This window comes from Bradyrhizobium sp. 187, assembly GCF_023101005.1.
GTDB classification, from domain to species: domain Bacteria; phylum Pseudomonadota; class Alphaproteobacteria; order Rhizobiales; family Xanthobacteraceae; genus Bradyrhizobium; species Bradyrhizobium canariense_D.
The window spans coordinates 6779506-6803468 of sequence record NZ_CP064693.1; the positions used below are offsets into that span (position 1 = coordinate 6779506).

Sequence of the window (23963 nt, forward strand, 5' to 3'; positions counted from 1 at the left end):
AAATGCGTCAGAAAATGACGATTATCATATCAATTAGCCCAAAATTACTGCAGTGATCGCCGCACAAATTCGTGAACGTCATGGCCTAACGCGCTCACTGCGCAAAAATGCATTGCCGGACATGTCGACGCTTCATCGTTTCGCATCGATATGATTATTGTGCGCGCAAATTCGCTGACTAGATCGCCGCAAGCGATCGAGCGAGCAAGGGGATGCATATGGCAACTGTTCTCACCATCAACGGCGAAACGAAATCGTTCGACGCGCCACCTGACATGCCGCTGCTGTGGGTGCTGCGCGACGTCCTTGGGATGACCGGCACCAAGTTCGGCTGCGGGATTGCGCAGTGTGGCGCCTGCACCGTGCACGTCGACGGCAAGGCAGTCCGCTCCTGCGTCTTGCCGGTCAGCACGGTCGCGAACCGCGCCATCACCACGATCGAGCATGTCGGCAGCACGCCAGCGGGCGCAAAGGTGCAGAAGGCCTGGCTCGATGCCGAAGTGATCCAGTGCGGCTACTGCCAGTCCGGCCAGATCATGTCGGCCGCGGCACTGCTGGCGGCAACGCCCAGCCCTGACGATTCCGACATCGACGCCGCGATGGCCGGCAACATCTGCCGCTGCGGCACCTATGTGCGCATCCGCGAGGCCATCAAGCAAGCCGCCTCCGGCCGTCAGTCGTGAGGTCCGCCATGATCACCGACAAGACTCTTCCTGACGTCTCCCGCCGTGCGGTTCTGACCGGCGGTCTCGCCACCGGCTTCCTGCTCGCCTTCCATCTGCCGCTCCGCGCCGCCGTCAACGAGCCGGAGCAGCCGAAGGACACGACCGACGGCAAATTCGCGCCGAACGCCTTCATCCGGGTCGAAGACACCGGCCGCACCGTGCTCCTGATGCCGCAAGTCGAGATGGGCCAGGGGGTCTATACCTCGATTGCGATGATCCTGGCCGAAGAGCTCGACGCGGATTGGGCAAAGGTTGCGGTGCTGCACGCGCCGCCCAACGACAAGCTCTACGCCAATCCGGCGTTCGGCCTGCAGGCCACGGGTGGTTCGACCTCGATCCGCGCCTGGTGGAATCCGTTGCGCGCCGCCGGCGCCAGCGCGAAGGCGATGCTGGTGCAGGCCGCAGCGGCGCAATGGCAGGTCGAGCCGGCAAGCTGCACGACATCGAAAGGCGAGGTCGTGCATGCCGCAAGCGGCCGCAAGCTCGGCTATGGCGAACTGGCACTGGCCGCACAGGGCCAAACGCCGCCGAAGGACGTCCGGGTGAAGGACCCCAAGGACTTCGTCATCATCGGCCAGCCGCTGAAGCGGCTCGACACGCCGGACAAGGTCAATGGCAAGGTCGTCTACGGCATCGACGCGATCCTGCCCGGCATGAAGATCGCCGCGATCGCCAATTGCCCGGTCTTTGGCGGCAAGGTCGGCAAGGTCGACGACAGCGCGGCGGTCAAAATTGCGGGCGTACGCAAGGTCGTGGTGCTCGAGGATGCGGTCGCGGTGATCGGCGATCACATGTGGGCCGCAAAGAAGGGCCTCGATGCGCTCAAGATCGAGTGGAACGAGGGACCGAACGCGAAGCTCAGCACGAAGGACGTCTGGCAGCATCTGCGCGCCGCCAGCGAGAAGGACGGCGTGGTCGCGAAATCGGTCGGCGACATCGCCAAGGGGCTCGCCAGCGGCGACAGGTTCGAGGCAAGCTTCGAACTGCCGTTCCTTGCGCATGCCTCGATGGAGCCGATCAACGCCACCGTTCACGTCAGGCCGGATGCCTGCGAGATCTGGACCGGCACGCAGATCATGACGCGCGTGCAGTCGGAGGCGGCGAAGGCTGCGGGCCTCCCGGTCGACAAGGTGATTGTCAACCAGCATCTGCTCGGTGGCGGCTTCGGCCGCAAGCTCGAGCCGGATATGGTGGTGGCCGCCGTGAAGATCGCAAAGCAGGTCGACTATCCCGTCAAGGTGATATGGACCCGTGAGGAGGACATCCAGCACGACGTCTACCGTCCGGTCTATCGCGACCAGGTCACGGCGTCGCTGGTCGACGGCAAGGTCGCGGCCTGGAAGTACAAGGTCGCCGGTTCCGCCGTGCTGGCGCGCTGGCTGCCGCCGGCGTTCCAGAAGGGTATCGACATCGACGCGGTCGATGCCGCCGTGGATGCACCCTACGACTTCACCAACTTCCATGTCGAATATGTCCGCGCCGAACCGCCGGCGGTGCCCACCGGCTTCTGGCGCGGCGTCGGTCCGAACAACAACGTGTTTGCGGTCGAATGCGCGATGGACGAGCTCGCGCGCAAGGCCGGCAAGGATCCGGTCGAATTCCGCCGCTCGATGCTGACGAAGAATCCGCGCATGCTCGCGGTGCTCAATCTTGCCGCCGAGAAATCTGGCTGGGGCCAACCGCTGCCACCGCGCGTCGGCCGCGGCGTCTGCGTCCAGCCGTCGTTTGCAAGCTTCCTCGCCACCGTGGTGGAAGCGGAGATCGACGATATCGGCGAGATCGTGCTCCGCCGTATCGTCTCGGTGGTCGACACCGGCATCGCGGTCAACCCCGACACGGTGAAGGCGCAGATCGAAGGCGGCCTGGTGTTCGGCCTCACCGCCGCACTCTATGGCGAGATCACCATCGAGAAGGGCCGCGTGCAGCAGTCGAACTTCCACGACTACCGCATGATGCGCATCAATGAGACACCGAAGATCGAGGTCGTCGTCGTCAAGAGCGGCGAAGCGCCCGGCGGCATCGGCGAGGCCGGCGTCAACGCCGGCCCGCCGGCGCTGCGCAACGCCATTTACGCAGCAACCGGCGTGGCGCTGCGGCGCCTGCCGATCGATCGGAAACTGCTGGCTGCGGGGAAAAAGGCATGAGCGGCAAGATGCGTATCCTCACTGGCATCGTCGTGATCGCCATTGTCGTCGTGGCGCTCGGCGTCTGGATCATCCGCGGGCCCGGCCCGCTCGACTTCGCCGGCGGCACCAAGGTGGCGCTGGCGGATTACCGCGCGGGCAAGCCGGCCGGCGTGCCGGCCAAGCTCGAGAAGGCGAGCCTGGTCGAACGCGGCGAATACCTGGCGAAGGCGGCCGACTGCATGGTTTGCCACACCAAGCCCGGCGAGACGGACTATTCCGGCGGGCTCGGCTTCAAGCTGCCGTTCGGCACGCTCTATTCCACCAACATTACGCCGGACACGGACACCGGCATCGGCAATTACAGCGACCAGGATTTTCTCAACGCCGTCCAGCGCGGCAAGCGCCATGACGGCGCCCGGCTCTATCCGGCGATGCCCTACACGTCCTACACCTACATGACCGACGACGACGTGCTGGCGGTGAAGGCCTATCTGTTCAGCCTGCCTGCGGTGCGCGCGAAGCCGCCGGAGAACACGCTGTCCTTCCCTTTCAACCAGCGCTGGGCGATGATTGTCTGGTCGGCCGTGTTCAATCCGGACACGCGCTTTGCGCCCGATACGTCGAAGAGCCCGCAGTGGAATCGCGGCGCCTATCTCGTGGAGGCGCTGGCGCATTGCGGCGAATGCCACACGCCGCGCAATCTCGGCTTTGCGCTGGACAACCGCAAGAAATTTGCAGGCGCGATCACGGCCGGGTGGCGCGCCTTCAACATCTCCTCCGACAAGGCCACCGGCCTCGGCAGCTGGCGTGACGAGGACCTGGTCTCCTATCTGTCGCTCGGCCATGCGCCGGGCCACGGCTCGGCGTCGGGTCCGATGGGCGAAGCGGTCGACCACAGCTTTAGCCAGTTCGCGCCTGAGGACATAAGCAGCATCGTCGCTTATCTGCGCAGCGTGCCGCCGCAGCCCTCGCCCGACCTGCCCGCAATCACCGCGCCCGTCGCACCCGCCTCGCACAAGGACGGCGTCACGGCGGATGCGCGCGGCAAAATGGTGTTCGCCAGCGCCTGCGCCAGTTGCCATGGCTGGAGCGGCGAAAGCCCGGTCTCGCCGATGGCGACGCTGACCGGCACCTGGGCCGTCAACGACCCCGCCGCCACCAACGTCGCGCAAATCGTGCTGTCAGGCACCAAGCGCGACACGCCGGACGGCGCGCTGTCGATGCCGGCGTTCGGCAAGGCCTATAGCGACGACGAGATCGCGGCGGTGGCGAACTACGTGACAGCGCGGTTCGGCGCGAAGGGCTCGAAGCTGACGGCGAAGGATGTTGCGGAGTTGCGGGAGCAGACGGCGGAGTAATTCTCGCGCCGACTGACGCTGCACCCTCTCCCCTTGCAGGAGAGGGTGGCTTCGCGAAGCGAAGCCGGGTAAGGGGTTGTCTCCACGCGTCCAACTCGCATTTGAATTCGCGGAAGCGACCCCTCATCCGGCGCTTCGCGCCACCTTCTCCCACAAGGGGAGAAGGTGCAGCGGGATCTGCCGCTGCAATTCAGCTCAGCCAGAATTTCGGCGTCGTCGGCTCCAGCCTGCCGCCGGCGCGCACCGGCCCAATACGGAGCGCAAGCCCCGTCGCGTCATCCGTCTCGACCGCAACGCCGCTGAGCGTCGCAGCGCCCGCTGCCGGCTCGAAGCGGCCTGAGGGGATCCCGGAGGTGAACCTGCGCAACGGCTCCTCCTTCTGCATGCCGATGATGGAATCGTAGTCGCCGGTCATGCCGGCATCGGTCATGTAGGCGGTGCCGCCCGACAGGATCTGGTGGTCGGCGGTCGGCACATGGGTGTGGGTGCCGACGACGAGGCTGGCGCGGCCGTCGCAGAAGAAGCCGATGCCCTGCTTCTCGCTGGTCGCCTCGCAATGGAAGTCGACGACGATGGCGTCCGCGGCAATGCCGAGCGGGCAGGCGCCGAGCTCGCGCTCGAGGGCCGCGAAGGGATCGTCGAACGGGGTCATGAAGACGCGGCCCAAAGCGTTGACGACGAGCGCGTGCTTGCCGTTCTTGGTCTCGACCAACGCGGCGCCACGGCCGGGCGTCCCGCGCGGATAGTTCGCCGGCCGCACCAGGCGCTCCGCGCGCTCGATGAACACCAGTGCTTCGCGCTGATCCCAGGAGTGATTGCCGAGCGTCACCGCGTCGGCGCCGGCGTCGAGAAACTCCTGATAGATCGCTTCCGTGATGCCGAAGCCGCCGGCGGAATTCTCGCCGTTGACGACGACGAAATCGAGCGACCAGTCCTTGACCATGCCAGGCAGATATTCGGCGATGGCATTGCGCCCGGCACGGCCGACGACATCACCCACGAAGAGAATGCGCAACTTCAGAACTCCGGAAATCGAATACGTCCGATTCCGTTAGCACATAATCCAGCGCCACGTCGTGGGCTAGTGCCGGAACCGCCTTGATCTCCTGCGCTGCAAAAGCGAGCCCGATGCCGACGATGGTCTTGGTTTTTCGCAGATGCGCGAAGGTGTGGTCGTAGTGCCCCGCGCCATAGCCGATGCGATGGCCGAGACGATCGAAGGCAGCGAGCGGCGTCAGCATGATGTCGGGAATGACTTCAGCGGCCCCAGGCGACGGCTCGGGAATGCCGAGCGGGCCGAGCATCAGGCGATCGTTCGGATGGAAGATGCGGAAGATCAGCGCCTGGCCCCGCGCAGTGACGCAAGGCAGCGCAAGCCTGGCACCCTGCTCGGCGAGCTTCTTCAGCAGCGGCATCGGATCGATCTCGCTGCGGATCGGCGAATAGCCCGATACGATGCTGCCAGGCAGAAGCTGGAATGGCAGCCCGCGCTTGGCGAGCTTGGCGGCGGCGGCGATGCGTTTCTTTTCGCTCAGCGCATCGCGCGCCGCGAGGGCTTTGGCACGGAGTTCGGCTTTGGTGTTGGTCATGCGCGCTTGCTCCGAAGGCTGAGCCTTGCTCCGCCGTCATCACCCGCCTTGTGCGCCCTTGCGCACTGGGGCGGGTGATCCAGTATTCCAGAGACGCCAATGCAAAAACCTCGACAGCGCGGCGTACTGGATGCCCCGCCTGCGCGGGGCATGACACCGAAATCAAACCGCGAGCGTGTCGGGGACGCAATTTCGACAGGCACGAACCAGAAGGAAGAAAAACAAAAGTGCGAAGCCGCGAACGCCGTTGAAGCACTCGATCCCGGAGTTCCCTACGAAAGTAGGTGGGCACCATATGTCCGAGCCCACGGGCCCGGCCAGGGACAGTTCCCTAAAGGATCGATAAGGCCCCGGGGATAATGGCTCCTGACGCGCGTCGCAGCCCCGCTTGGGCAATGTAACAACGATGCTGACGAATCGCCAGCCCGGTGAAGGGTCAGCCGATGGCGATCCCGTTGCCGACGGTGCGGTTCAGGACCTGGGTCGACTTCTCGATGCGCTCGGCGGCAGAGTTCAGTGCGTTCACGACCGCGGTCTGGGTCAACCGGGCGCGCTCGACGGCGGCGTTGCGGAAATCCCGCAGTTCGGTCAGCTCCTGCTCCATGGTCCGGATGCGGTTGCCGGCATCGACCAGTTCGTCGCAGACGGTCAGCGCCGCCATCACGGTGAGCCTGGCATCACCGATCTCGCCGAACTTTCCGCGCAGCGACTGAATCCGCGTCTCCAGGCTTTCAGCCAGCTTGAGCAGCCGCACCTCCTGGCCTTCCTCGCAGGCCATGCGGTATTGCCGGCCGTTGATGGTGACGTTGATGTGGCTCATCCGTCCTCTCCGGTATCGAGCACCGAACGTATCGTGACGATCGCGGAATCCAGCCGATCGGAGATCTCGCGGCTGGAGCGCTCGAGCTTGCGTGCCTTCACCAGCGCGCCGTCGAGCTCGTCGGCAAGCCGCGAGCGGTCCGCGCCGAGCGCCTGAATCCGCGCCGCGAGCTCGTTCTCGTCGCGATCGGCATCGCGCCGCCGCTCCACCGCGCTTTCGAGCGAGTCGAGCGCCGCCATGAGCCTGCGGGTCGCGATCTCGATCTCGACGGCCGAGGACTCGGTCATGGCAGAGCTGTTGGATACGCGATCGTTCATGCAGTCAGCGGCGGAACCTGTGGCCTTGCCCTTGGAGTTTTCCTTTGGGCTTTTCCTGGGGCTTGCCGTCCGGCAAAAGACTCGGTTCGGCAAGCGGTTAGAAGCAGAAATTTACGTGGCAAGCTAGGGAATCGCAACGCCGCCGCGAAACCTATGCACTGCTAAGCAACTTTTGCGGCCAAACCGGCGTTTGATTGCCTTGGCCTGTCGGAACCGAGATGCTATCCCAGCCGCGACCCCAGCGGCCGAAAGGCTCCTTCCGGCGCGGCCAAATCCAGCCACAAGCGCCTCATTTCAGACGGATTTTCAGACATGACGCAGGTCGATCACAACCGTATGGCCAATGCGATCCGCGGCCTTGCCATGGACGGCGTCGAGAAGGCGAAATCGGGTCATCCGGGCCTGCCGATGGGCGCCGCCGACATGGCGACCGTGCTGTTCACGCAATTCCTGAAATTCGACGTCGCCGCGCTGGACTGGCCGGACCGCGACCGCTTCGTGCTCTCGGCCGGGCACGGCTCGATGCTGATCTATTCGCTGCTGTATCTGATCGGCAGCCCAGAGATGACGATCGACCAGCTCAAGGACTTTCGCCAGTTGGGATCGCTGACACCCGGACATCCCGAGCACGGCCACACCAAGGGCATCGAGACCACCACCGGTCCGCTCGGCCAGGGCATTTCCACCGCCGTCGGCATGGCGCTCGCCGAGAAGATGCTCGCCGCCGAGTTCGGCAAGAAGATTGTCGATCACCATACCTATGTGATCGCTTCCGACGGCGATTTGATGGAAGGCGTGTCGCAGGAAGCGATCGCGTTGGCCGGGCACTGGAAGCTCAACAAGCTGATCGTGCTCTATGACGACAACGGCATTTCGATCGACGGTCCGACCTCGCTTTCCGACTCCGTCGACCAGGTGAAGCGGTTCAAGTCGGCGGGCTGGGCCGCCGAAAAGATCGACGGCCACGACCAGGCCGCAATCGCCGCCGCGATCACGCGCGCGCAGAAATCAAACAAGCCGACGCTGATCGCCTGCCGCACCACCATCGGCTTCGGCGCCCCGCATAAGGCCGGCACCAACAAGGTGCACGGCGAAGCGCTCGGCGCCGACGAGCTCAAGGCCGCCAAGGAAAATCTCGGCATTTCGCTGGAGCCGTTCTCGGTGCCCGACGACGTGCTCAAGGCCTGGCGCGCGGCCGGCAGCCGCGGCGCGGCGGCACGACAGGAATGGGAAGCAAGGCTCGGTGAACTCGGCAGCCGCAAGCGCGCCGAGTTCGAGCGTCGCCTGCGCCACGAGCGCCCGGCCGCGCTCGCGAAGGCGGTGCGCGCCTACAAGAAGGAGCTGCTGGAAAAGCCGATGAATGCGGCGACCCGCAAATCCTCCGAAGCCGTGATCGAAGTGATTGCCGGCGCGATGCCGATGGAATTTCTGGCGGGCTCGGCCGACCTCACCGGCTCCAACAACAACAAGGCGAAGTCCGCAACCGCGTTCTCGGCCAAGACGCCGAAGGGCCGCTTCATCCATTACGGCATCCGCGAGCACGGCATGTGCGCGGCGATGAACGGCATCTTCCTGCACGGTGGTTTTGCGCCGAACGGCGCGACCTTCCTGGTGTTCACCGATTATGCGCGGCCCGCGATGCGGCTCGCCGCATTGATGGGGACCGGGGTCGTTTATGTCATGACCCACGATTCCATCGGCCTCGGCGAAGACGGCCCGACCCACCAGCCGGTCGAGCATCTCTCAGCACTTCGCGCCATTCCCAACATGCGCGTGTTCCGTCCGTGCGATTCCATCGAGGTTGCCGAGTGCTGGGAGCTCGCGCTCAACCGCATCGACGGCCCGACAGTCTTGGCGCTGACCCGTCAGAACCTGCCGCAACTGCGCACCACCGCACCGAACGAGAGCCCCTGCCGGTTCGGTGCCTACGAGCTGGTGGCCGCCCAGGGCGAAGCCAAGGCGACGCTGTTCGCCTCGGGCTCCGAAGTGGAGATGGCCGTGGCCGCCCAGAAGCAGCTCGCCGAGCGCGGCATTCCGACCCGGGTGGTTTCGGTTCCCTCGCTCGAGCTCCTGCTAGCGCAACCAAAGGAGCGCCGCGACGAGATCATCGGCAATGCCCCCATCAAGGTCGCAATCGAGGCCGCCGTGCGCTGGGGCTGGGACGCCGTGATCGGCCAGGATGGCGAGTTTATCGGCATGCACTCCTTCGGCGCCAGCGCCCCTCTCAACAAGGTATTCCAGCACTTTGGCATTACCGCCGAGGCCGCGGTTAACGCCGTTCTGAAACGCGTTTCCTGAGAGTTGAGATTACCGAAAAAAAGGACTACCTAACGTCCCATATGATCAAGCCCCGCCCGGCCGAACCGGGCGTCCGCCCTAAAAAAACCCTCGCAGGCGCGCTAGCGCGTTGTGCGGGATGACAACGGTCATTGAAGGAGACGAAACATGGCAGTCCGCGTCGGAATCAACGGTTTTGGCCGCATCGGCCGCAACATTCTGCGGGCCATCGCTGAGTCCGGCCGCAAGGACATCGAGGTCGTCGGCATCAACGACCTCGGCCCGGTCGAGACCAACGCCCATCTGCTTCGCTTCGACAGCGTCCATGGCCGTTTCCCCGGCACCGTGACCGTCGATGGCGACACGATCAGCCTCGGTGGCAACAAGATCAAGGTGACCGCCGAGCGCGATCCCTCGAAGCTGCCCTGGAAAGATCTCGGCATCGACATCGCGATGGAATGCACCGGCATCTTCACCTCGAAGGACAAGGCCTCCGCGCATCTGACTGCCGGCGCCAAGCGCGTTCTCGTTTCTGCGCCCGCCGACGGCGCCGACGCCACCATCGTCTACGGCGTCAACCACGACACGCTGACCCGGGAACATCTGGTCGTCTCCAACGGCTCCTGCACCACCAACTGTCTTGCGCCGATCGCCAAGGTGCTGAACGACCTCGTCGGCATCGAGACCGGCTTCATGACCACGATCCACGCCTATACCGGCGACCAGCCGACTCTCGACACCATGCACAAGGATCTCTATCGCGGCCGCGCGGCTGCGATGTCGATGATCCCGACCTCGACCGGCGCCGCCAAGGCGATCGGCCTCGTGCTGCCGGAACTGAAGGGCAAGCTCGACGGCGTCGCGATCCGCGTGCCGACCCCGAACGTCTCGGTCGTCGATCTCAAGATCGTGGCCAAGCGCGCCACCGATCCGAAGGAAATCAACGAGGCGATGAAGCGTGCCTCCGAGCAGCAGCTCAAGGGCATTCTCGGCTACACCACCGCGCCGAACGTCTCGATCGACTTCAACCACGACCCGCACTCCTCGACATTCCACATGGACCAGACCAAGGTGCAGAACGGCACGCTGGTGCGCGTGATGTCCTGGTACGACAACGAGTGGGGCTTCTCGAATCGTATGGCGGATACCGCCGTCGCGATGTCGAAGGTGATCTAACTCCGCTCTCGTGTCCCGGACGCGACGTAGCGTGAAGCGCTGCGTCGCAGAGCCGGGGCCCGTTTAACTAACCGCGGGACTCGCCGCAATTTGGGTCCCGGTTCTGCACGGCGGCACTACGCGCCGCGGTGCGCCCGGGACAAGGGCCTCCGATGACGAAATCATTCCGCACCCTCGACGACGTCGATGTGAAGGGCAAGCGCGTGCTGCTGCGCGTTGACCTCAACGTGCCCATGGAGAACGGCCGCGTCAGCGACGCAACCCGGCTCGAGCGCGTCGCGCCGACCATCACCGAAATCTCGGACAAGGGTGGCAAGGTCATCCTGCTCGCGCATTTCGGCCGGCCGAAAGGGCGCGATGCCAAGGACTCGCTCAAGCCCGTGGCCGAGGCGCTGTCGAAGGTGGTGAAGAAGCCCGTCGCCTTCGCCGACGACTGCATCGGCGAGCCCGCGGTCAAGGCCGTTGCCGGCTTGAAGGACGGTGACATCCTCTGTCTCGAAAACACCCGCTTCCACAAAGAGGAAGAGAAGAACGATCCGGCCTTTGTCGCGGAGCTCGCAAAACTCGGCGACATCTGGGTCAATGACGCGTTCTCGGCCGCGCACCGCGCCCACGCCTCGACCGAAGGCCTCGGCCACAAGCTGCCCGCCTATGCCGGCCGCACCATGCAGGCCGAATTGGTCGCGCTGGAGAAGGCGCTGGGCTCACCGACCAAGCCTGTCATCGCTATCATCGGCGGCGCCAAGGTCTCGACCAAGATCGACCTGCTCGAAAACCTCGTGACTAAGGTCGACGCGCTCGTGATCGGCGGCGGCATGGCCAACACCTTCCTGCACGCCCAGGGCGTCGGCATCGGCAAGTCGCTGGCCGAGAAGGATCTCGCCGCGACCGCGTTGCGCATCATGGAAAAGGCCGAAGCCGCCAACTGCGCCATCATCCTGCCGGTCGACGCTACCGTCGCCTATCATTTCGCGGCCAACGCGCCGTCGCACGCCTATGGCCTCGACGCGATCCCGGCCGACGGCATGATCCTCGACGTCGGTCCGCAGTCGATCGCACGTGTCCATGCCGCGATCGACGATGCGGCGACGCTGGTCTGGAACGGACCGCTCGGTGCCTTCGAGATGCAGCCGTTCGACCGCGGCACGATGTCCGCCGCCAAGCATGCCGCCGAGCGCACCAGGGCCAAGAAGCTGATCTCGATCGCGGGCGGCGGCGACACCGTCGCGGCTCTCAACCAGGCCCATGTGGCCGGTCAGTTCACCTATGTCTCGACCGCCGGTGGCGCATTTCTTGAATGGATGGAAGGCAAGCCCCTGCCCGGCGTCGAAGTTCTGCGCACCAAGTAATCGGTCGGCAAGTCGTCAGCCGCCTTCAAGCAGTGGCCTTGCAGGCCCAAACGGGAGAAAAACACAGATGGCTCGGATCACGTTGCGTCAATTGCTCGACCATGCGGCGGAGAACGATTACGGCGTCCCGGCCTTCAACATCAACAACATGGAGCAGGCGCTGGCGATCATGGACGCGGCCAACCAGGTCGACGCGCCCGTCATCATCCAGGCCTCGCGCGGTGCGCGCTCCTACGCCAACGACGTCATGCTCAAGCACATGATGGACGCGGTGACCGAGATCTACCCGCACATCCCGGTCTGCGTGCATCTCGACCACGGCAACGAGCCGGCCACCTGCATGACCGCGATCCAGGCCGGCTTCACCTCGGTGATGATGGACGGCTCGCTCAAGGCCGACGGCAAGACCCCCGGTGACTGGGGCTACAATGTCGGCGTCACCAAGACCGTAACCGACATGGCCCATCTCGGCGGCATCTCGGTCGAGGGCGAGCTTGGCGTGCTCGGCTCGCTCGAGACCGGCATGGGCGACAAGGAAGACGGCCACGGCGCCGAGGGCAAGCTCAGCCACGACCAACTCCTGACCAATCCGGATGAAGCCGTGAAGTTCGTCCAGGAGACCCAGGTCGACGCGCTCGCGATCGCGATGGGGACGTCTCACGGTGCCTACAAATTCACCCGCAAACCCGACGGCGACATCCTCGCCATGAACGTGATCGAGGAGATCCACCGCAAGCTGCCGAACATGCATCTCGTCATGCACGGCTCCTCCTCGGTGCCGCAGGACCTCCAGGACATCATCAACGCCTATGGCGGCAAGATGAAGCCGACCTGGGGCGTGCCTGTTGCCGAGATCCAGCGCGGCATCAAGAACGGCGTGCGCAAGATCAACATCGACACCGACAACCGCATGGCGATGACCGGCCAGATCCGGAAAGTGCTCAAGGACAATCCCGAAGAGTTCGATCCGCGCAAGTACCTGAAGCCCGCGATGGAAGCGATGACCAGGCTGTGCAAGCAGCGGCTCCAGGAATTCAATACCGCGGGCCACGCCTCCAAGATCAAGAAGGTGCTGACCACGGCCGAGATGGCCAAGCGCTACGCCAAGGGCGAGCTCGCCCCGAAGGTGGCGTAAGCTGCTCTATCCTTCCCCTCTCCCCGCCCTTCGCGGGGAGAGGGTTGGGGTGAGGGGCTCTCTCGGCAGATGAGATGACTGCGGGACCTGTACCCCCCTCACCCGGATCGCAAGGGCGATCCGACCTCTCCCCGAAGCGGGGCGAGGTGAAGAGTCGCCCGGCCGGCCCAACGCTGCCCCAGCCCTTACCCTGCGACGAACGTTAACTCGGCATTTGCCCGAGAACGGTCTATTTTCACCGGCAAGGGCAGAATCGTTTTGGGAGGACATCTCGATGAATCTGACTGAGCTGAACAGGATCGCGACCGCCCTGGTCGCGCCCGGCAAGGGCATCCTTGCCGCCGACGAATCCTCCGGCACCATCAAGAAGCGTTTCGACGCGATCGGCGTGGAATCGACCGAAGAGAACCGCCGCGACTATCGCGAGATGCTGTTCCGCTCGAACGAAGCCATGAGCCGCTACATCTCCGGCGTCATCCTCTATGACGAGACGATCTGGCAGAACGCGAAGGACGGCACGCCCCTGGTCAAGCTGATCGAGAGCAGCGGCGCCATCCCCGGGATCAAGGTCGACGAAGGCACCCAAGCCCTGCCGATGTGTCCGGGCGAGCTCGTCACCGTCGGGCTCGACAAGCTCGCCGAACGGCTGAAGAAATATCACGAGCGCGGCGCACGCTTCGCCAAATGGCGCGCGGTGATCGACATCGGCAGTGGCATCCCTTCCATGACTGCGATCAGCGTCAACGCCCACGCGCTGGCGCGCTACGCAGCGCTGTGCCAGGCCGCGCAGATCGTGCCGATCGTCGAACCCGAAGTGTTGATGGACGGCGATCACGACATCGATCGCTGCTATGAGGTGACGAGCCGTGTGCTCAACAAGACGTTTCAGGAATTGCGCGTGCAGCGCGTCGCGCTCGAGGGCATGGTGCTGAAGCCGAACATGGCCATCTCCGGCAAGAAGTGCGCGAAGCAGGCTTGCGTCGAGGAGGTCGCGGAGAAGACGATACGGCTGCTCAAGGCGTGCGTGCCCGCGGCGGTGCCCGGCATCGCCTTCCTCTCCGGCGGCCAATCGGATGAAGAGGCAACGGCGCATCTCAACGCCATGCACAAGCTCGGCCCGCTGCCCTGGGGCCTGACCTTCTCCTATGGTCGCGCACTCCAGGCCGCGCCGCAGAAGGCCTGGTCAGGCAAGGCCGAGAACGTCGCGGCCGGACAAAGCGCATTCAGTCACCGCGCGCGCATGAATGGCCTCGCCTGCAAAGGCGAATGGCAAAGCAGCCTGGAACAGAAAGCGGCCTAGATCTTGTCGAACAAATCTCCTCCGCCGCGCCCGGCGCCGCGCCTTTATCTCGCGACGCCTGTCGTCGACGATCCCGCTTCGCTCCTGGCCGAGCTGCCCGGCCTGCTCGCCGCCGCCGATGTCGCGGCCGTGCTGCTGCGGCTGAAGCAGACCGATCAGCGCACCATGATCTCGCGGATCAAGGCCTTGGCGCCGCCGGCTCAGAAAGCGGGCGCGGCGCTGCTTGTCGATGGCCATCCTGAGCTCGTCGCACGCGGCGGCGCCGACGGCGCGCATCTGCCCGGCATCGCCGCGCTGAAAGAGGCGCTGCCATCGCTGAAGCCCGATCGCATCGCGGGCGTTGGCGGGCTGACGACGCGGCACCATTCGATGGATGCGGGCGAGATTGGCGCGGATTACGTGCTGTTCGGCGAACCCGACGCAAAGGGCCAGCGGCCGTCGTCGCAAGCGATCGCTGAGCGGCTGGACTGGTGGGCCGAGCTGTTCGAACCGCCCTGCGTCGGCTTTGCCATCTCGCTGGAGGAGGCCCACGAATTCGCCGCCAGCGGCGCCGATTTCGTGCTGGTGGGCGACTTCATCTGGGCCGATCCGCGCGGACCCAAGGCTGCGCTGATCGAGGCCGACGCTGCGATCAAGAAGGCTCATGCGACTGCGCTTGCAGACCAGGAGCACGGCTAGCGCCCGACATGAAGCTCCCGCGCATCATCATGCTGGCCACGCTGCTGCTGACGGCGCCCGCGGCCGCGCAGCTCCAGATCACGCCGCCGGTGGCAACGCCGGGCGCTTCGGCCGAGAAAACCAAAGACAAGCCGAAGGCCACGCCGCACACCATCACCAAGAAGAAGGAAGCGCCGCCGGCACCCAAACCTTCAGCCTCCCCGAAACCTTCCGCTTCCCCAAAGCCTGCTCCGGCCGCGACCGTGATTCCGGCGCCGCCGACCGACAACCCCAACGTCGATCTGGTGTACGGCGCCTATCAGCGCGGCCAGTACAAGACCGCCTTCGAACTCGCCACGGCCCGTGCCGAAACCGGCGATGCCAAAGCGATGACCATGCTGGGTGAGCTCTATTCCAACGCCATGGGCATCCGACGCGACTACACCAAGGCGCTGCAATGGTACAAGCGCGCCTCCGACGCCGGAGACCGCGAGGCGATGTTCGCGCTCGCCATGCTGAGGATGACCGGCCGCGGCGGCCCGGTCGACAAAAATGAGGCGGTCAAGCTGATGGCGTCCGCCGCCAAGCTCGGCGAACCCAAGGCGGCCTATAATCTCGCGCTGCTCTATCTCGACGGCCAGACCCTGCCGCAGGACGTCAAGCGCTCCGCCGAGCTGCTGCGCCAGGCGGCTGATGCCGGCCTGCCCGAGGCGCAATACGCGCTCGCGACCTTCTACAAGGAAGGCACTGGCGTGCCGAAGGATTTGGAACGGGCGGTGCGTCTGCTCCAGGTCGCCACGCTGACCGACAATGTCGATGCCGAGGTCGAATACGCCATCGCGCTGTTCAACGGCACCGGCACGCCGAAGAACCAGCCGGCGGCCGTCGCCCTGCTCCGCAAGGCGTCCCGCCAGGGCAGCGCGATCGCGCAGAACCGGCTGGCCTGGGTGCTGATCAACGGCATGGGCACGGCCGTGGACAAGGTCGAAGGCTTCAAGTGGCATCTGGTGGCCAAGACCTCCGGCAAGGGCGATCCGGAGCTGGACAAGCAATTGTCCGATTTGCCGGCCGAGGACCGGGCCAAGGCCGAGGCCGCCGCCAGGAAATGGCTCGGGGCCAAATGACTTGACGTTGAGGCCCCCGCAGGGCACCCCATCCCTCAAACAGGCGCGATTTCGCGCCATTTCCCCCGATCAAGACCGGAAGCTCATGCTATATTCCGCAACTATCAACGTCATGGTCAAGGCCGCGCGCCGCGCCGGCCGCAGCCTCAAGCGCGATCTCGGCGAGATCGAGCATCTCCAGGTCTCGCTGAAGGGACCGGCGAATTTCGTCTCGCTGGCCGACAAGCGCGCCGAGGAGATCCTCTACCAGGACCTCGCCAAGGCGCGGCCCGGCTACGGCTTCATCGGCGAGGAAGGCGGAACGCGCGAGGGCTCCGACAAGAGCCACACCTGGATCGTCGATCCGCTCGACGGCACCACCAACTTCCTGCACGGCATCCCGCAATTCGCGATCTCGATCGGGCTTTCGCGCGAGGGCACGATCATCGCCGGCGTGATCTACAATCCCGCCAATGACGAGCTCTACATCGCCGAGCGCGGCAAGGGCGCCTTCCTCAACGACCAGCGGCTGCGCGTGGCCGGCCGCCGTCAGCTCAACGAATGCGTGGTGGCCTGCGGCCTGCCTCATATCGGCCGCGGCGACCACGAGGAATTCCGTCGCGAGATGACCGCGATGCAGGAGCGCGTCGCCGGCCTGCGCCGCTTCGGCGCCGCCTCGCTCGACTTGGCCTTCGTCGCCGCCGGCCGCCTCGACGGCTACTGGGAGCGCAATTTGCAATCCTGGGACATCGCGGCGGGTCTGATCATGCTGCGCGAGGCGGGCGGAACGATCACCGACATCGATACGCCGGGCGACGCGCTGGTGACAGGCAATGTCGTGTGCGGGAATGAATACGTGCACGGGGAATTGGTGAAGATCTTGCGGAAGTAGGCCGCAGCAGCACGACGGCTCGATCGACGACGGTTAGGAATCGTCGTCCTCATCGTCCTCGTCGGCTTCGTCGTCGCGATATTCACCGCCGATGGTCAGGCCCTCGATCGCCGTGGCGCCTTTCGACTTGATCACCCGGCGGAGCGGGACCGAACTCTCGCTTCGCAGTGCGTCCATCAACTGTTCCGAATGGGTGACAATCCAGATGTCGGCGCGGCGCGATGCCTTGGCGATGAGCCGGGCCAGCGGCGCAAGCAGCGACGGATGCAGGCTGGTCTCGGGTTCGTTCAGCGCAATGAACGGCGGCAGCCGATAGCCCATGAATACCGCGAGCAGGCAGATGTATTTCAGCGTCCCGTCGGATAGTTCATGAGCCCTGAACGGCCGCGGCATATCCGGCAATTGCAGATCGAATTCACACCTGCCATTTTCTTCCCATGCGCGGAGTTCGGCACCCGGGAATGCATCCTGGATCGCGTCCTGCAGGTCGTCGGCGTCTTCCCGAATGACATAGAGGGTCGCCAGGGTGGCAGCCAGATCGATGCCATCGGCGCTGAGCGAGGGCGTTGCGATCGCCAGACAAGGCTTTCGTATCGGTGACGCCGGATCAGTGCGAAAGTCATGATAGAATCGCCAGCCCAGCATTGCATTTCTGATCAGGTCGATTTCCGGGCATTGCTTGCCATCGGAAAAAGCCGCAAGCGCGGTCTCTGACGGCAGCACCGCATCCTTGTGAGCGTTCCAGGCGCCACTCTCGCCGCGGACGCTGATGAGCGAATTGATCCGCTCCATCAGCTTGACCGTGCGTTTGCCGCGCGTCGTTTCGATCGTTTCGGCCTTGATCATCGGCTCGCCGGAAAATGCCGCCTGAAGCGGGCTGGGAAATCCGAGCTCGATGGAATATCTCATGCCGTCGAATGTCGCCGACAGCCGCAGCCGCCCGTCTTCGCCTCGCTTGCGTATGCCGGACCAGCAGACCGAATTCAAACCGCCTTCATCGGCGATCGTGCGGGTGATCTGACCGGTCGCCGCGTCGCGCAACAGCGACAAGGACTTGTAGAGATTGGACTTGCCGACTCCATTTTCGCCGACGAACACCGACAGGGGATGGATGGGTATGGAGAGCCGCCGAATGGAGCGATAGTTCGAGATCGCAATGTCGGTCGGACGCATCACATGCTCTCAATCGGCGGGCTATCTCCGCATTCGCAGTAAGGTGCGAATACGATGTTTCAATCCAGGGGTGCAGTCTGGATTGAGGCCTCCGAGAAATCAAGCCGACCGATCCGGCGTTCAATGGCCGACTCTCACCAGCGCAAACCCGACGGTCATCATCCGCGAAGGCGGATGATCCAGTATTCCAGAGACGCCGCTCGGATACGGAAAGGCCGCGGGGTACGGCATGCCCCGCCTGCGCGGGGCATGACACCTCACCTTACAGCTCGGCCGGCGCCGGCGGCCCGTACATCTCGCCCTGCTTCGCCGCCTTCTCCCGATCCCCGCCCAGCACGCGCTGCACCGAGACGAAGAACACCGGCACCATCAGCAGCGCCAGGATCACTACCGCGATCATGCCGCCCATCACGACACTGCCGAGCGCCTGCTGGCTGGCGCCGCCGGCGCCATGGGCGATGGCCATCGGCAGCACGCCGCAGATGAAGGCAAGGCCGGTCATCAGGATCGGGCGGAAGCGCAGGCGGCAGGCCTCGATGGTGGCGTCCACCAGCGGCTTGCCTTCTTTCCGCAGATCCTTGGCGAACTCGATGATCAGGATCGCGTCCTTGGCCGCAAGGCCAATGATGGTGATCAGGCCGACGGTGAAATAGACGTCGTTGGGCAGGCCGCGCAGCATCGCCGCGACCACCGCGCCGACGATGCCGAGCGGCACGGTGAGCAGCACCGCGAGCGGAATGGTCCAGCTCTCGTAAAGCGCGGCCAGACACAGGAACACCACGAATACCGAGAGCCCGAGCAGGAACGGCGCCTGCGAGCCCGACAGCTTCTCCTGGAGCGACTGCCCGGTCCATTCATAGCCGAAGCCGCGCGGCAGCTTGCCGGCAAGCCGTTCCATCTCCGCGATGGCATCGCCCGAGGTGAAGCCGGGTTTCGCCTCGCCCGAGATGCGCACCGCCGGATAATAATTGAAGCCGGCGATCTGCGTCGGTCCGCGCGCCCATTCCACGGTGGTAAAGGACGAGAACGGCACGAGCTGGCCGCGGCTGTTCTTGACGTTGTAGTTGAGGATGTCCTCGGTCCGCATGCGGTCGCGGGCATCGGCCTGCACCACGACACGCTGCATGCGGCCGCGGTTCGGGAAGTCGTTGATGTAGTTCGAGCCGAGATTGGTCGAGATCGTATTGTTGATGTCCTCGAAGGTGACGCCGAAGGCGCCCGCCTTTTCGCGGTCGATCACGAGATTGACCACGCCGGCCTCGGGCAGGCCCTCGACATAGACCTTCTGCAGCACAGCGCTCGCATTGGCCTCCGCGATCAACTGATCGGCGGCGCGCATCAAGGCCGGATAACCCTTCTGGCCGCGGTCCTGGAGACGGAACGAGAAGCCCGAGGAGTTGCCGAGATTGTCGATTGGCGGCGGCTGCAGCGCGGAGATTTTTGCGTCGCGGATCGACGACGACAAATCGCGGTTGATGTCGGCGACGATCGCGGCCGCAGAATCCTTCGGCCCGCGTTCCGACCAGTCCTTCAGGGTGATGAAGGCCTGCGCGGTGTTCATGCCCTGGCCGGAGAAGCTGAAGCCGGTGAGGAAGGTGACGTTGTCGACGCCCGGACGCTGCGCCAGGTATTTTTCCACTTTCTCGATCACCGCCTCGGTTCGGCCGTAGGACGAGTCCGACGGCGTCTGCACGTCGGTGGTGACGAAGCCCTGGTCGTCGACGGGCAGGAAGCCGCCGGGCAGATTGACGAAGGCCCAGGACAGGCCGGCGAGCAGCGCGACATAGACCAGCATCAAGCGGCCGGTGCGCTTCAGCGAGAAGCCGACGGTGCGGGAATATCCCTCCTTGCTGCCGTCGAGCATGCGGTTGAACCAGCCGAACACGCCCTTCTTGGCATGGCCATGACCGGCCGCGACGGGCTTGAGCAGCGTCGCACACAGTGCCGGCGTCAGCGACAGCGCGAGGAAGGCCGAGAAGCCGATCGCGGCGACCATGGTCACGGAGAACTGGCGGTAGATGATGCCGACCGAGCCCGGGAAGAACGCCATCGGCACGAACACGGCCATCAAGACCAGCGTGATGCCGATGATGGCGCCGGTGATCTGCGACATCGCTTTCCGCGTCGCTTCCTTGGGCGGCAGCCCCTCCTCGGCCATGATGCGCTCGACGTTCTCGACTACGACGATGGCATCGTCGACGAGGATGCCGACGGCGAGCACCATGCCGAACATCGAGAGCATGTTGATGGAATAGCCGGCGAGCAGCAGCGTGGTACAGGCGCCCAGCAGCGCCACCGGCACCACGATGGTCGGAATGATGGTGTAGCGGATGTTCTGCAGGAACAGGAACATCACCACGAACACCAGCACGATGGCTTCGACCAGCGTCGACAACACCTTCTTGATCGAGGCCTCGACCACGGGCGTGATGTTGTATGGAATCTCGTAGCCGATATTGGCCGGGAAGAAGCGAGACAGCTCCTTCATCTTCTCTTCGACGGCGCTCGCGGTCGCCAGCGCATTGCCGGTCGGCGACATCAGCACGGAAAGACCGGCGGTCGGCTTGCCATCGAGACGGGTGTTGAACTGGTAGCTGAGGCCGCCGACCTCGATCCGCGCGACATCGCGCAGCCGCACGGTCGACCCGTCGGCATTGGCGCGCAGGATGATGGTACCGAATTCATCCGGGGACGAGAGCTGGCCCTTGACCAGCACCAGCGCGGAGGTGCGCTGGGTCGAGGTCGACGGCTCGGCGCCGATGCTGCCCGAAGCGACCTGCGCGTTCTGCGCGGCAATGGCCTTGTTGACGTCGTCGGCGGTCAGGCCATAGCCGACCAGCTTTGCCGGGTCGACCCAGACGCGCAGGCTACGTTCCGTCGAATACAGCGTGGCGCGGCCGACGCCGGGGATGCGGCGGATCTCGCCCAGCACGTTACGGATCATGAAGTCGCCCAGGCCGACCTCATCCAGGCTGCCGTCGGTCGAGTTCAGCGTGATGATCTGGAGCACCGCGCTGGAGGCTTCCTCGATCAGAATGCCCTGCTGGATCACCGCGCGCGGCAGCCGCGCCTCGACGCGCTTGATGCGGTTCTGCACCTCGACCGAGGCGGCGCTGGTATCGGTGCCCGGCACGAAATTGGCGATGATCTCGACCTGGCCGAGCGAGTCGCTGGTCGATTCGAAATTGAGGATGCCGGAGGCGCCGTTGAGCTCCTCCTCGATCAGCCGCGTGACGCTGTTGTAGAGGTTCTCGGGCGAGGCACCGGGATAGCTGGTCGAGATCGAGATCGAGGGCGGCGCGATGATCGGGTACTGCGCGATCGGCAACAGCGGAATCGAAATTGCGCCGACCAGACAGATGAACAGCGCGACGACCCAGGCGAAGATCGGCCTGTCGATGAAGAAGCTCGCCATGGTCTATTACCGCATCAGCTTCTGGGCGTGCCGGTTGTCGGCGGTCGCATCCGCTTCCGACCAGGATTGCGGCTTGACCTTGTCGCCGGCGGCGAACTTCTGGAAGCCTTCGACCACGACCTTGTCGCCAGCCTTCAGGCCGTCGGTGACGAACCAGATGCCGTCCTGCACCGAACCGGTGCGCACCGGCTGCACCGAGATGCGATTGTCGTCCTTGACGACGAACACCTCGCTGCCGCCGCCGCCATTGCGCTGAATCGCCTGCTGCGGCACGGCGATCGCATCGCTATCGAGACCCTGGTCGATGCGGACGCGGACATACATGCCCGGCAGCAGCTCGCGCTTCGGATTGCGGAACTCACCACGCAAGGTCACCTGACCGGTATTGGCGTCGACCTTGGCATCCGAAAACAGCAACTTGCCGTCGAGCGAGTAGAGGGTGTTGTCGTCGAGCACGAGATGCACCTTGGCGGCGTCGGGCGCGATGCGCTCGAGGTCACCGCTCTCGAAGGCGCGGCGGAGCTGGTTGAGCTCGTTCACCGACTGGGTGAAATCCGCATAGATCGGATCGAGCTGCTGAATGGTGGCCAGATTGGTCTCGTTCTGGACCGCGAGCGCGCCCTCGCTGACCAGGGCGGCACCGACGACGCCGTCGATCGGCGCGCGTACGGTGGCATAGTCGAGATTGAGCTTTGCGCGCGCGAGATCGGCCTTGCGGCCCTCGACCTCGGCATGGGCCTGGCGCTCGGCCGCGATCGCCTTCTCGTTCTCGGCTTCGGGCGCGGCGCGCTGGCTGGTGAGCGTGGCGATGCGGCGCGCCTGCTGCTGGGACTGCATCAACGCGGCCTCGGCCTTGGCGACCGCAGCCTCGTTGGCCATCACCTCGACCTCGAACGGACGCGGATCGATCCGATACAGTGGATCGCCGGCCTTCACCTCGCTGCCCTGCCGGAACAGGCGCTCGACCACGATGCCGGACACGCGCGGCCGCACGTCGGAGACGCGCGTCGGCGCAATGCGGCCCGGCAGCTCGCGCACCACGGCACGCGGCTGCGGCTTGACGATGACGATGCTGACGTCGGGGTCGTTGGGCTGGGCGGCTGAAATGGCGGAGCTGGATTCGTCGCAGCCCGCCAACAGCGGCGTAAAGGCCGCGAGCATCATTGCAACGCATGCCGATCGCGCGCGAAGTCCTGACATGAAATGGGGTGCCCCGATATTGTTGAAACCGATCCCGCTCGGCGCGAGGCCCGTTCTGGGCCATGGCACGCGGCTGATGCGGTCAAAATAGAGCGGACGTGCTGCGACGCAACGCACCTTGCGGGCGGCCCAATGTCACACGGCCTAGGGTGCTGAGTTCACGGCGTTTTTCGCGTCTCACCCGATTGTGAGTCCGGTTCCATCACCGCGTGCTGCGTCAGAAGACCGCAATTACCCCGCCGCCTTCATGCGGTAGTGGCTGACGCCCCACTCGGTTCCGTCGGCATAGCCGAACAGGCCCGAGGTCGCGAGAAAGAACCAGCGCCAGCGTCGCATTCGCTGGGCGGTCTCCTCGCCATGGATGTTGCGCAAGGCCGCTTCGATGAAACAGCGATGCGCGTCGAAATTGGCGAGCCAGTCGTTGGCGGTGCGCTGATAGTGCGTGCCGCTCCAGCACCATTCCTTCTCGACTGTGAAAATATCGTCGAATTGCCTGACGAGGTGATGGCTCGGCATCAGCCCGCCCGTGGAGACGCGCTGCGCGATCCAGTCGTCGCGATCGGCCCGGTCGAACAGGTGAGAGCCGGAGCGATGGGCGACGATGTGCATGAAGAACCGCCCCTCCGGCGCGAGCCATGATCGCAAGCGCGTCATCAGCTTGCGCCAGTTCATCACATGCTCGAACATTTCGACCGACACGATGCGGTCGAATTGCCCGTCGGGCGCGAACACGTTGATGTCCGCGCAGACCACCCGCAGATTAAGAAGACCGCGCAGCCGCGCCTCTTCCTCGATATGGGCGCGCTGCGCCTGCGAGCTCGACACCGCCGTCACCTTGGCGTGCGGAAACTGCCGCGCCATCCACAGCGACAGCGAGCCCCAGCCGCAGCCGAGTTCGAGGATGGTCTGACCATCGGCGAGAGCGGCATGCTCGGCGGTCTGACGCAGCGCCTCCTCCTCGGCCTCCCGCAAGGTGGTCGCGTCGGTCTTGTAGAAGCAGCAGGAGTATTTGCGGTTGGGGCCGAGCACCTTCGCAAAGAACGAAGCGGGCACCTCGTCGTGCTCGGCATCCGCGTCCTCGGCGATCGGCCGCAGCATCATCCGCCCGGCGAAGGCGGCATCGTCCGCCCCGCCCAGCGCGGACAGGCGCGTCACCGTGCGCGAGCACAGGCGCTGGATCGCCGCGCGGATCACGACATCAGGCAACGGCACCCGTTCGGCAGTCCCGATGATCGCGGACACGACGCTCATGCGACGACTCCGTCTTGGGCGGCGGGTTTTGGCGCCAGGGGAAAAGTGCGACTTGAACCTGTGGAATGCCGACGATTTGCAAAGTACGTCCTTACCAAAG

Annotated in this window: 20 protein-coding genes and 1 other RNA gene; 12 read left to right on the forward strand and 9 right to left on the reverse strand. The window is 64.9% G+C overall.

From position 1 onward, the window contains the following. The first annotated feature begins 218 nt into the window (after positions 1 to 218). Genes IVB19_RS32785 through IVB19_RS32795 form a run of 3 tightly spaced genes read left to right on the forward strand, consistent with a single transcriptional unit; the run spans position 219 to position 4209 of the window. A complete protein-coding gene (locus IVB19_RS32785) occupies positions 219 to 683 on the forward strand; it encodes a (2Fe-2S)-binding protein (protein WP_247820768.1) in 465 nt (154 codons plus the stop codon). 8 nt (positions 684 to 691) lie between these two features. Further along, a complete protein-coding gene (locus IVB19_RS32790) occupies positions 692 to 2869 on the forward strand; it encodes a xanthine dehydrogenase family protein molybdopterin-binding subunit (protein ID WP_026232772.1) in 2178 nt (725 codons plus the stop codon). Beyond that, the gene (locus IVB19_RS32795; protein ID WP_018454598.1) at positions 2866 to 4209 is read left to right on the forward strand and encodes a cytochrome c; all 1344 of its coding nucleotides are present in this window, start codon (positions 2866 to 2868) and stop codon (positions 4207 to 4209) included. Before IVB19_RS32790 ends, IVB19_RS32795 begins: the two co-directional genes overlap by 4 nt. 190 nt (positions 4210 to 4399) lie before the next feature. Here the strand turns inward: IVB19_RS32795 and IVB19_RS32800 are convergent, their stop codons facing one another. The 5 genes from IVB19_RS32800 to IVB19_RS32820 all read right to left on the reverse strand — a co-directional run bounded on the left by IVB19_RS32800 (position 4400) and on the right by IVB19_RS32820 (position 6935). Next, positions 4400 to 5224, reverse strand: coding sequence for a TIGR00282 family metallophosphoesterase (locus tag IVB19_RS32800; RefSeq protein ID WP_018454599.1), 825 nt, complete (start codon positions 5222 to 5224; stop codon positions 4400 to 4402). Continuing rightward, the gene (locus IVB19_RS32805; RefSeq protein ID WP_018454600.1) at positions 5202 to 5798 is read right to left on the reverse strand and encodes a 5-formyltetrahydrofolate cyclo-ligase; all 597 of its coding nucleotides are present in this window, start codon (positions 5796 to 5798) and stop codon (positions 5202 to 5204) included. The genes IVB19_RS32800 and IVB19_RS32805 overlap by 23 nt, the downstream gene beginning before the upstream one ends. A 228-nt stretch (positions 5799 to 6026) precedes the next feature. Beyond that, positions 6027 to 6186: non-coding RNA, 6S RNA (gene ssrS / locus IVB19_RS32810), on the reverse strand. A gap of 48 nt (positions 6187 to 6234) precedes the next feature. After that, positions 6235 to 6618 (reverse strand): cell division protein ZapA, encoded by a 384-nt coding sequence (locus tag IVB19_RS32815; RefSeq protein ID WP_007599950.1) that lies wholly within the window; start codon positions 6616 to 6618, stop codon positions 6235 to 6237. Then, entirely contained in the window at positions 6615 to 6935 is a 321-nt protein-coding gene (locus tag IVB19_RS32820) for a DUF4164 domain-containing protein (protein ID WP_026232773.1), read from the reverse strand. Before IVB19_RS32820 ends, IVB19_RS32815 begins: the two co-directional genes overlap by 4 nt. Here IVB19_RS32820 and IVB19_RS32825 point away from each other — a divergent pair. The 9 genes from IVB19_RS32825 to IVB19_RS32865 all read left to right on the forward strand — a co-directional run bounded on the left by IVB19_RS32825 (position 6904) and on the right by IVB19_RS32865 (position 16824). Continuing rightward, positions 6904 to 7062 (forward strand): hypothetical protein, encoded by a 159-nt coding sequence (locus IVB19_RS32825; RefSeq protein ID WP_018454601.1) that lies wholly within the window; start codon positions 6904 to 6906, stop codon positions 7060 to 7062. The genes IVB19_RS32820 and IVB19_RS32825 overlap by 32 nt on opposite strands. Positions 7063 to 7247: 185 nt before the next feature. Further along, positions 7248 to 9233 carry a transketolase gene (gene tkt / locus IVB19_RS32830; RefSeq protein WP_018454602.1) on the forward strand — a complete coding sequence of 662 codons (1986 nt, stop codon included), beginning with the start codon at positions 7248 to 7250 and terminating at the stop codon, positions 9231 to 9233. Positions 9234 to 9380: 147 nt separating this feature from the next. Beyond that, the gene (gene gap, locus IVB19_RS32835; RefSeq protein ID WP_018454603.1) at positions 9381 to 10388 is read left to right on the forward strand and encodes a type I glyceraldehyde-3-phosphate dehydrogenase; all 1008 of its coding nucleotides are present in this window, start codon (positions 9381 to 9383) and stop codon (positions 10386 to 10388) included. A 152-nt stretch (positions 10389 to 10540) separates the two neighbouring features. Then, positions 10541 to 11737 carry a phosphoglycerate kinase gene (locus tag IVB19_RS32840; protein WP_018454604.1) on the forward strand — a complete coding sequence of 399 codons (1197 nt, stop codon included), beginning with the start codon at positions 10541 to 10543 and terminating at the stop codon, positions 11735 to 11737. Between the two features lie 67 nt (positions 11738 to 11804). Next, positions 11805 to 12872, forward strand: a complete 1068-nt coding sequence (fba, locus tag IVB19_RS32845) for a class II fructose-bisphosphate aldolase (RefSeq protein WP_247820769.1) — start codon at positions 11805 to 11807, stop codon at positions 12870 to 12872. Between the two features lie 274 nt (positions 12873 to 13146). Continuing rightward, positions 13147 to 14172, forward strand: coding sequence for a class I fructose-bisphosphate aldolase (locus tag IVB19_RS32850; protein ID WP_018454606.1), 1026 nt, complete (start codon positions 13147 to 13149; stop codon positions 14170 to 14172). A 3-nt stretch (positions 14173 to 14175) separates the two neighbouring features. Then, positions 14176 to 14850: a thiamine phosphate synthase gene (locus tag IVB19_RS32855; protein WP_018454607.1), complete on the forward strand. Its 675-nt coding sequence runs from the start codon at positions 14176 to 14178 to the stop codon at positions 14848 to 14850. Positions 14851 to 14858: 8 nt separating this feature from the next. After that, a complete protein-coding gene (locus IVB19_RS32860; RefSeq protein WP_018454608.1) occupies positions 14859 to 15953 on the forward strand; it encodes a tetratricopeptide repeat protein in 1095 nt (364 codons plus the stop codon). A gap of 85 nt (positions 15954 to 16038) precedes the next feature. Continuing rightward, on the forward strand, positions 16039 to 16824 hold the full coding sequence (locus IVB19_RS32865; protein ID WP_018454609.1) for an inositol monophosphatase family protein: 786 nt from the start codon (positions 16039 to 16041) through the stop codon (positions 16822 to 16824). A 33-nt stretch (positions 16825 to 16857) separates the two neighbouring features. Here the strand turns inward: IVB19_RS32865 and IVB19_RS32870 are convergent, their stop codons facing one another. The 4 genes from IVB19_RS32870 to IVB19_RS32885 form a co-directional block, all read right to left on the reverse strand. After that, positions 16858 to 17997: an AAA family ATPase gene (locus tag IVB19_RS32870; protein WP_018454610.1), complete on the reverse strand. Its 1140-nt coding sequence runs from the start codon at positions 17995 to 17997 to the stop codon at positions 16858 to 16860. A gap of 262 nt (positions 17998 to 18259) precedes the next feature. Further along, positions 18260 to 21412 (reverse strand): multidrug efflux RND transporter permease subunit, encoded by a 3153-nt coding sequence (locus IVB19_RS32875; RefSeq protein WP_018454611.1) that lies wholly within the window; start codon positions 21410 to 21412, stop codon positions 18260 to 18262. Between the two features lie 6 nt (positions 21413 to 21418). After that, a complete protein-coding gene (locus IVB19_RS32880; protein WP_085351844.1) occupies positions 21419 to 22612 on the reverse strand; it encodes an efflux RND transporter periplasmic adaptor subunit in 1194 nt (397 codons plus the stop codon). A gap of 231 nt (positions 22613 to 22843) precedes the next feature. Beyond that, positions 22844 to 23863 (reverse strand): SAM-dependent methyltransferase, encoded by a 1020-nt coding sequence (locus IVB19_RS32885; protein WP_247294142.1) that lies wholly within the window; start codon positions 23861 to 23863, stop codon positions 22844 to 22846. Positions 23864 to 23963 lie beyond the last annotated feature (100 nt).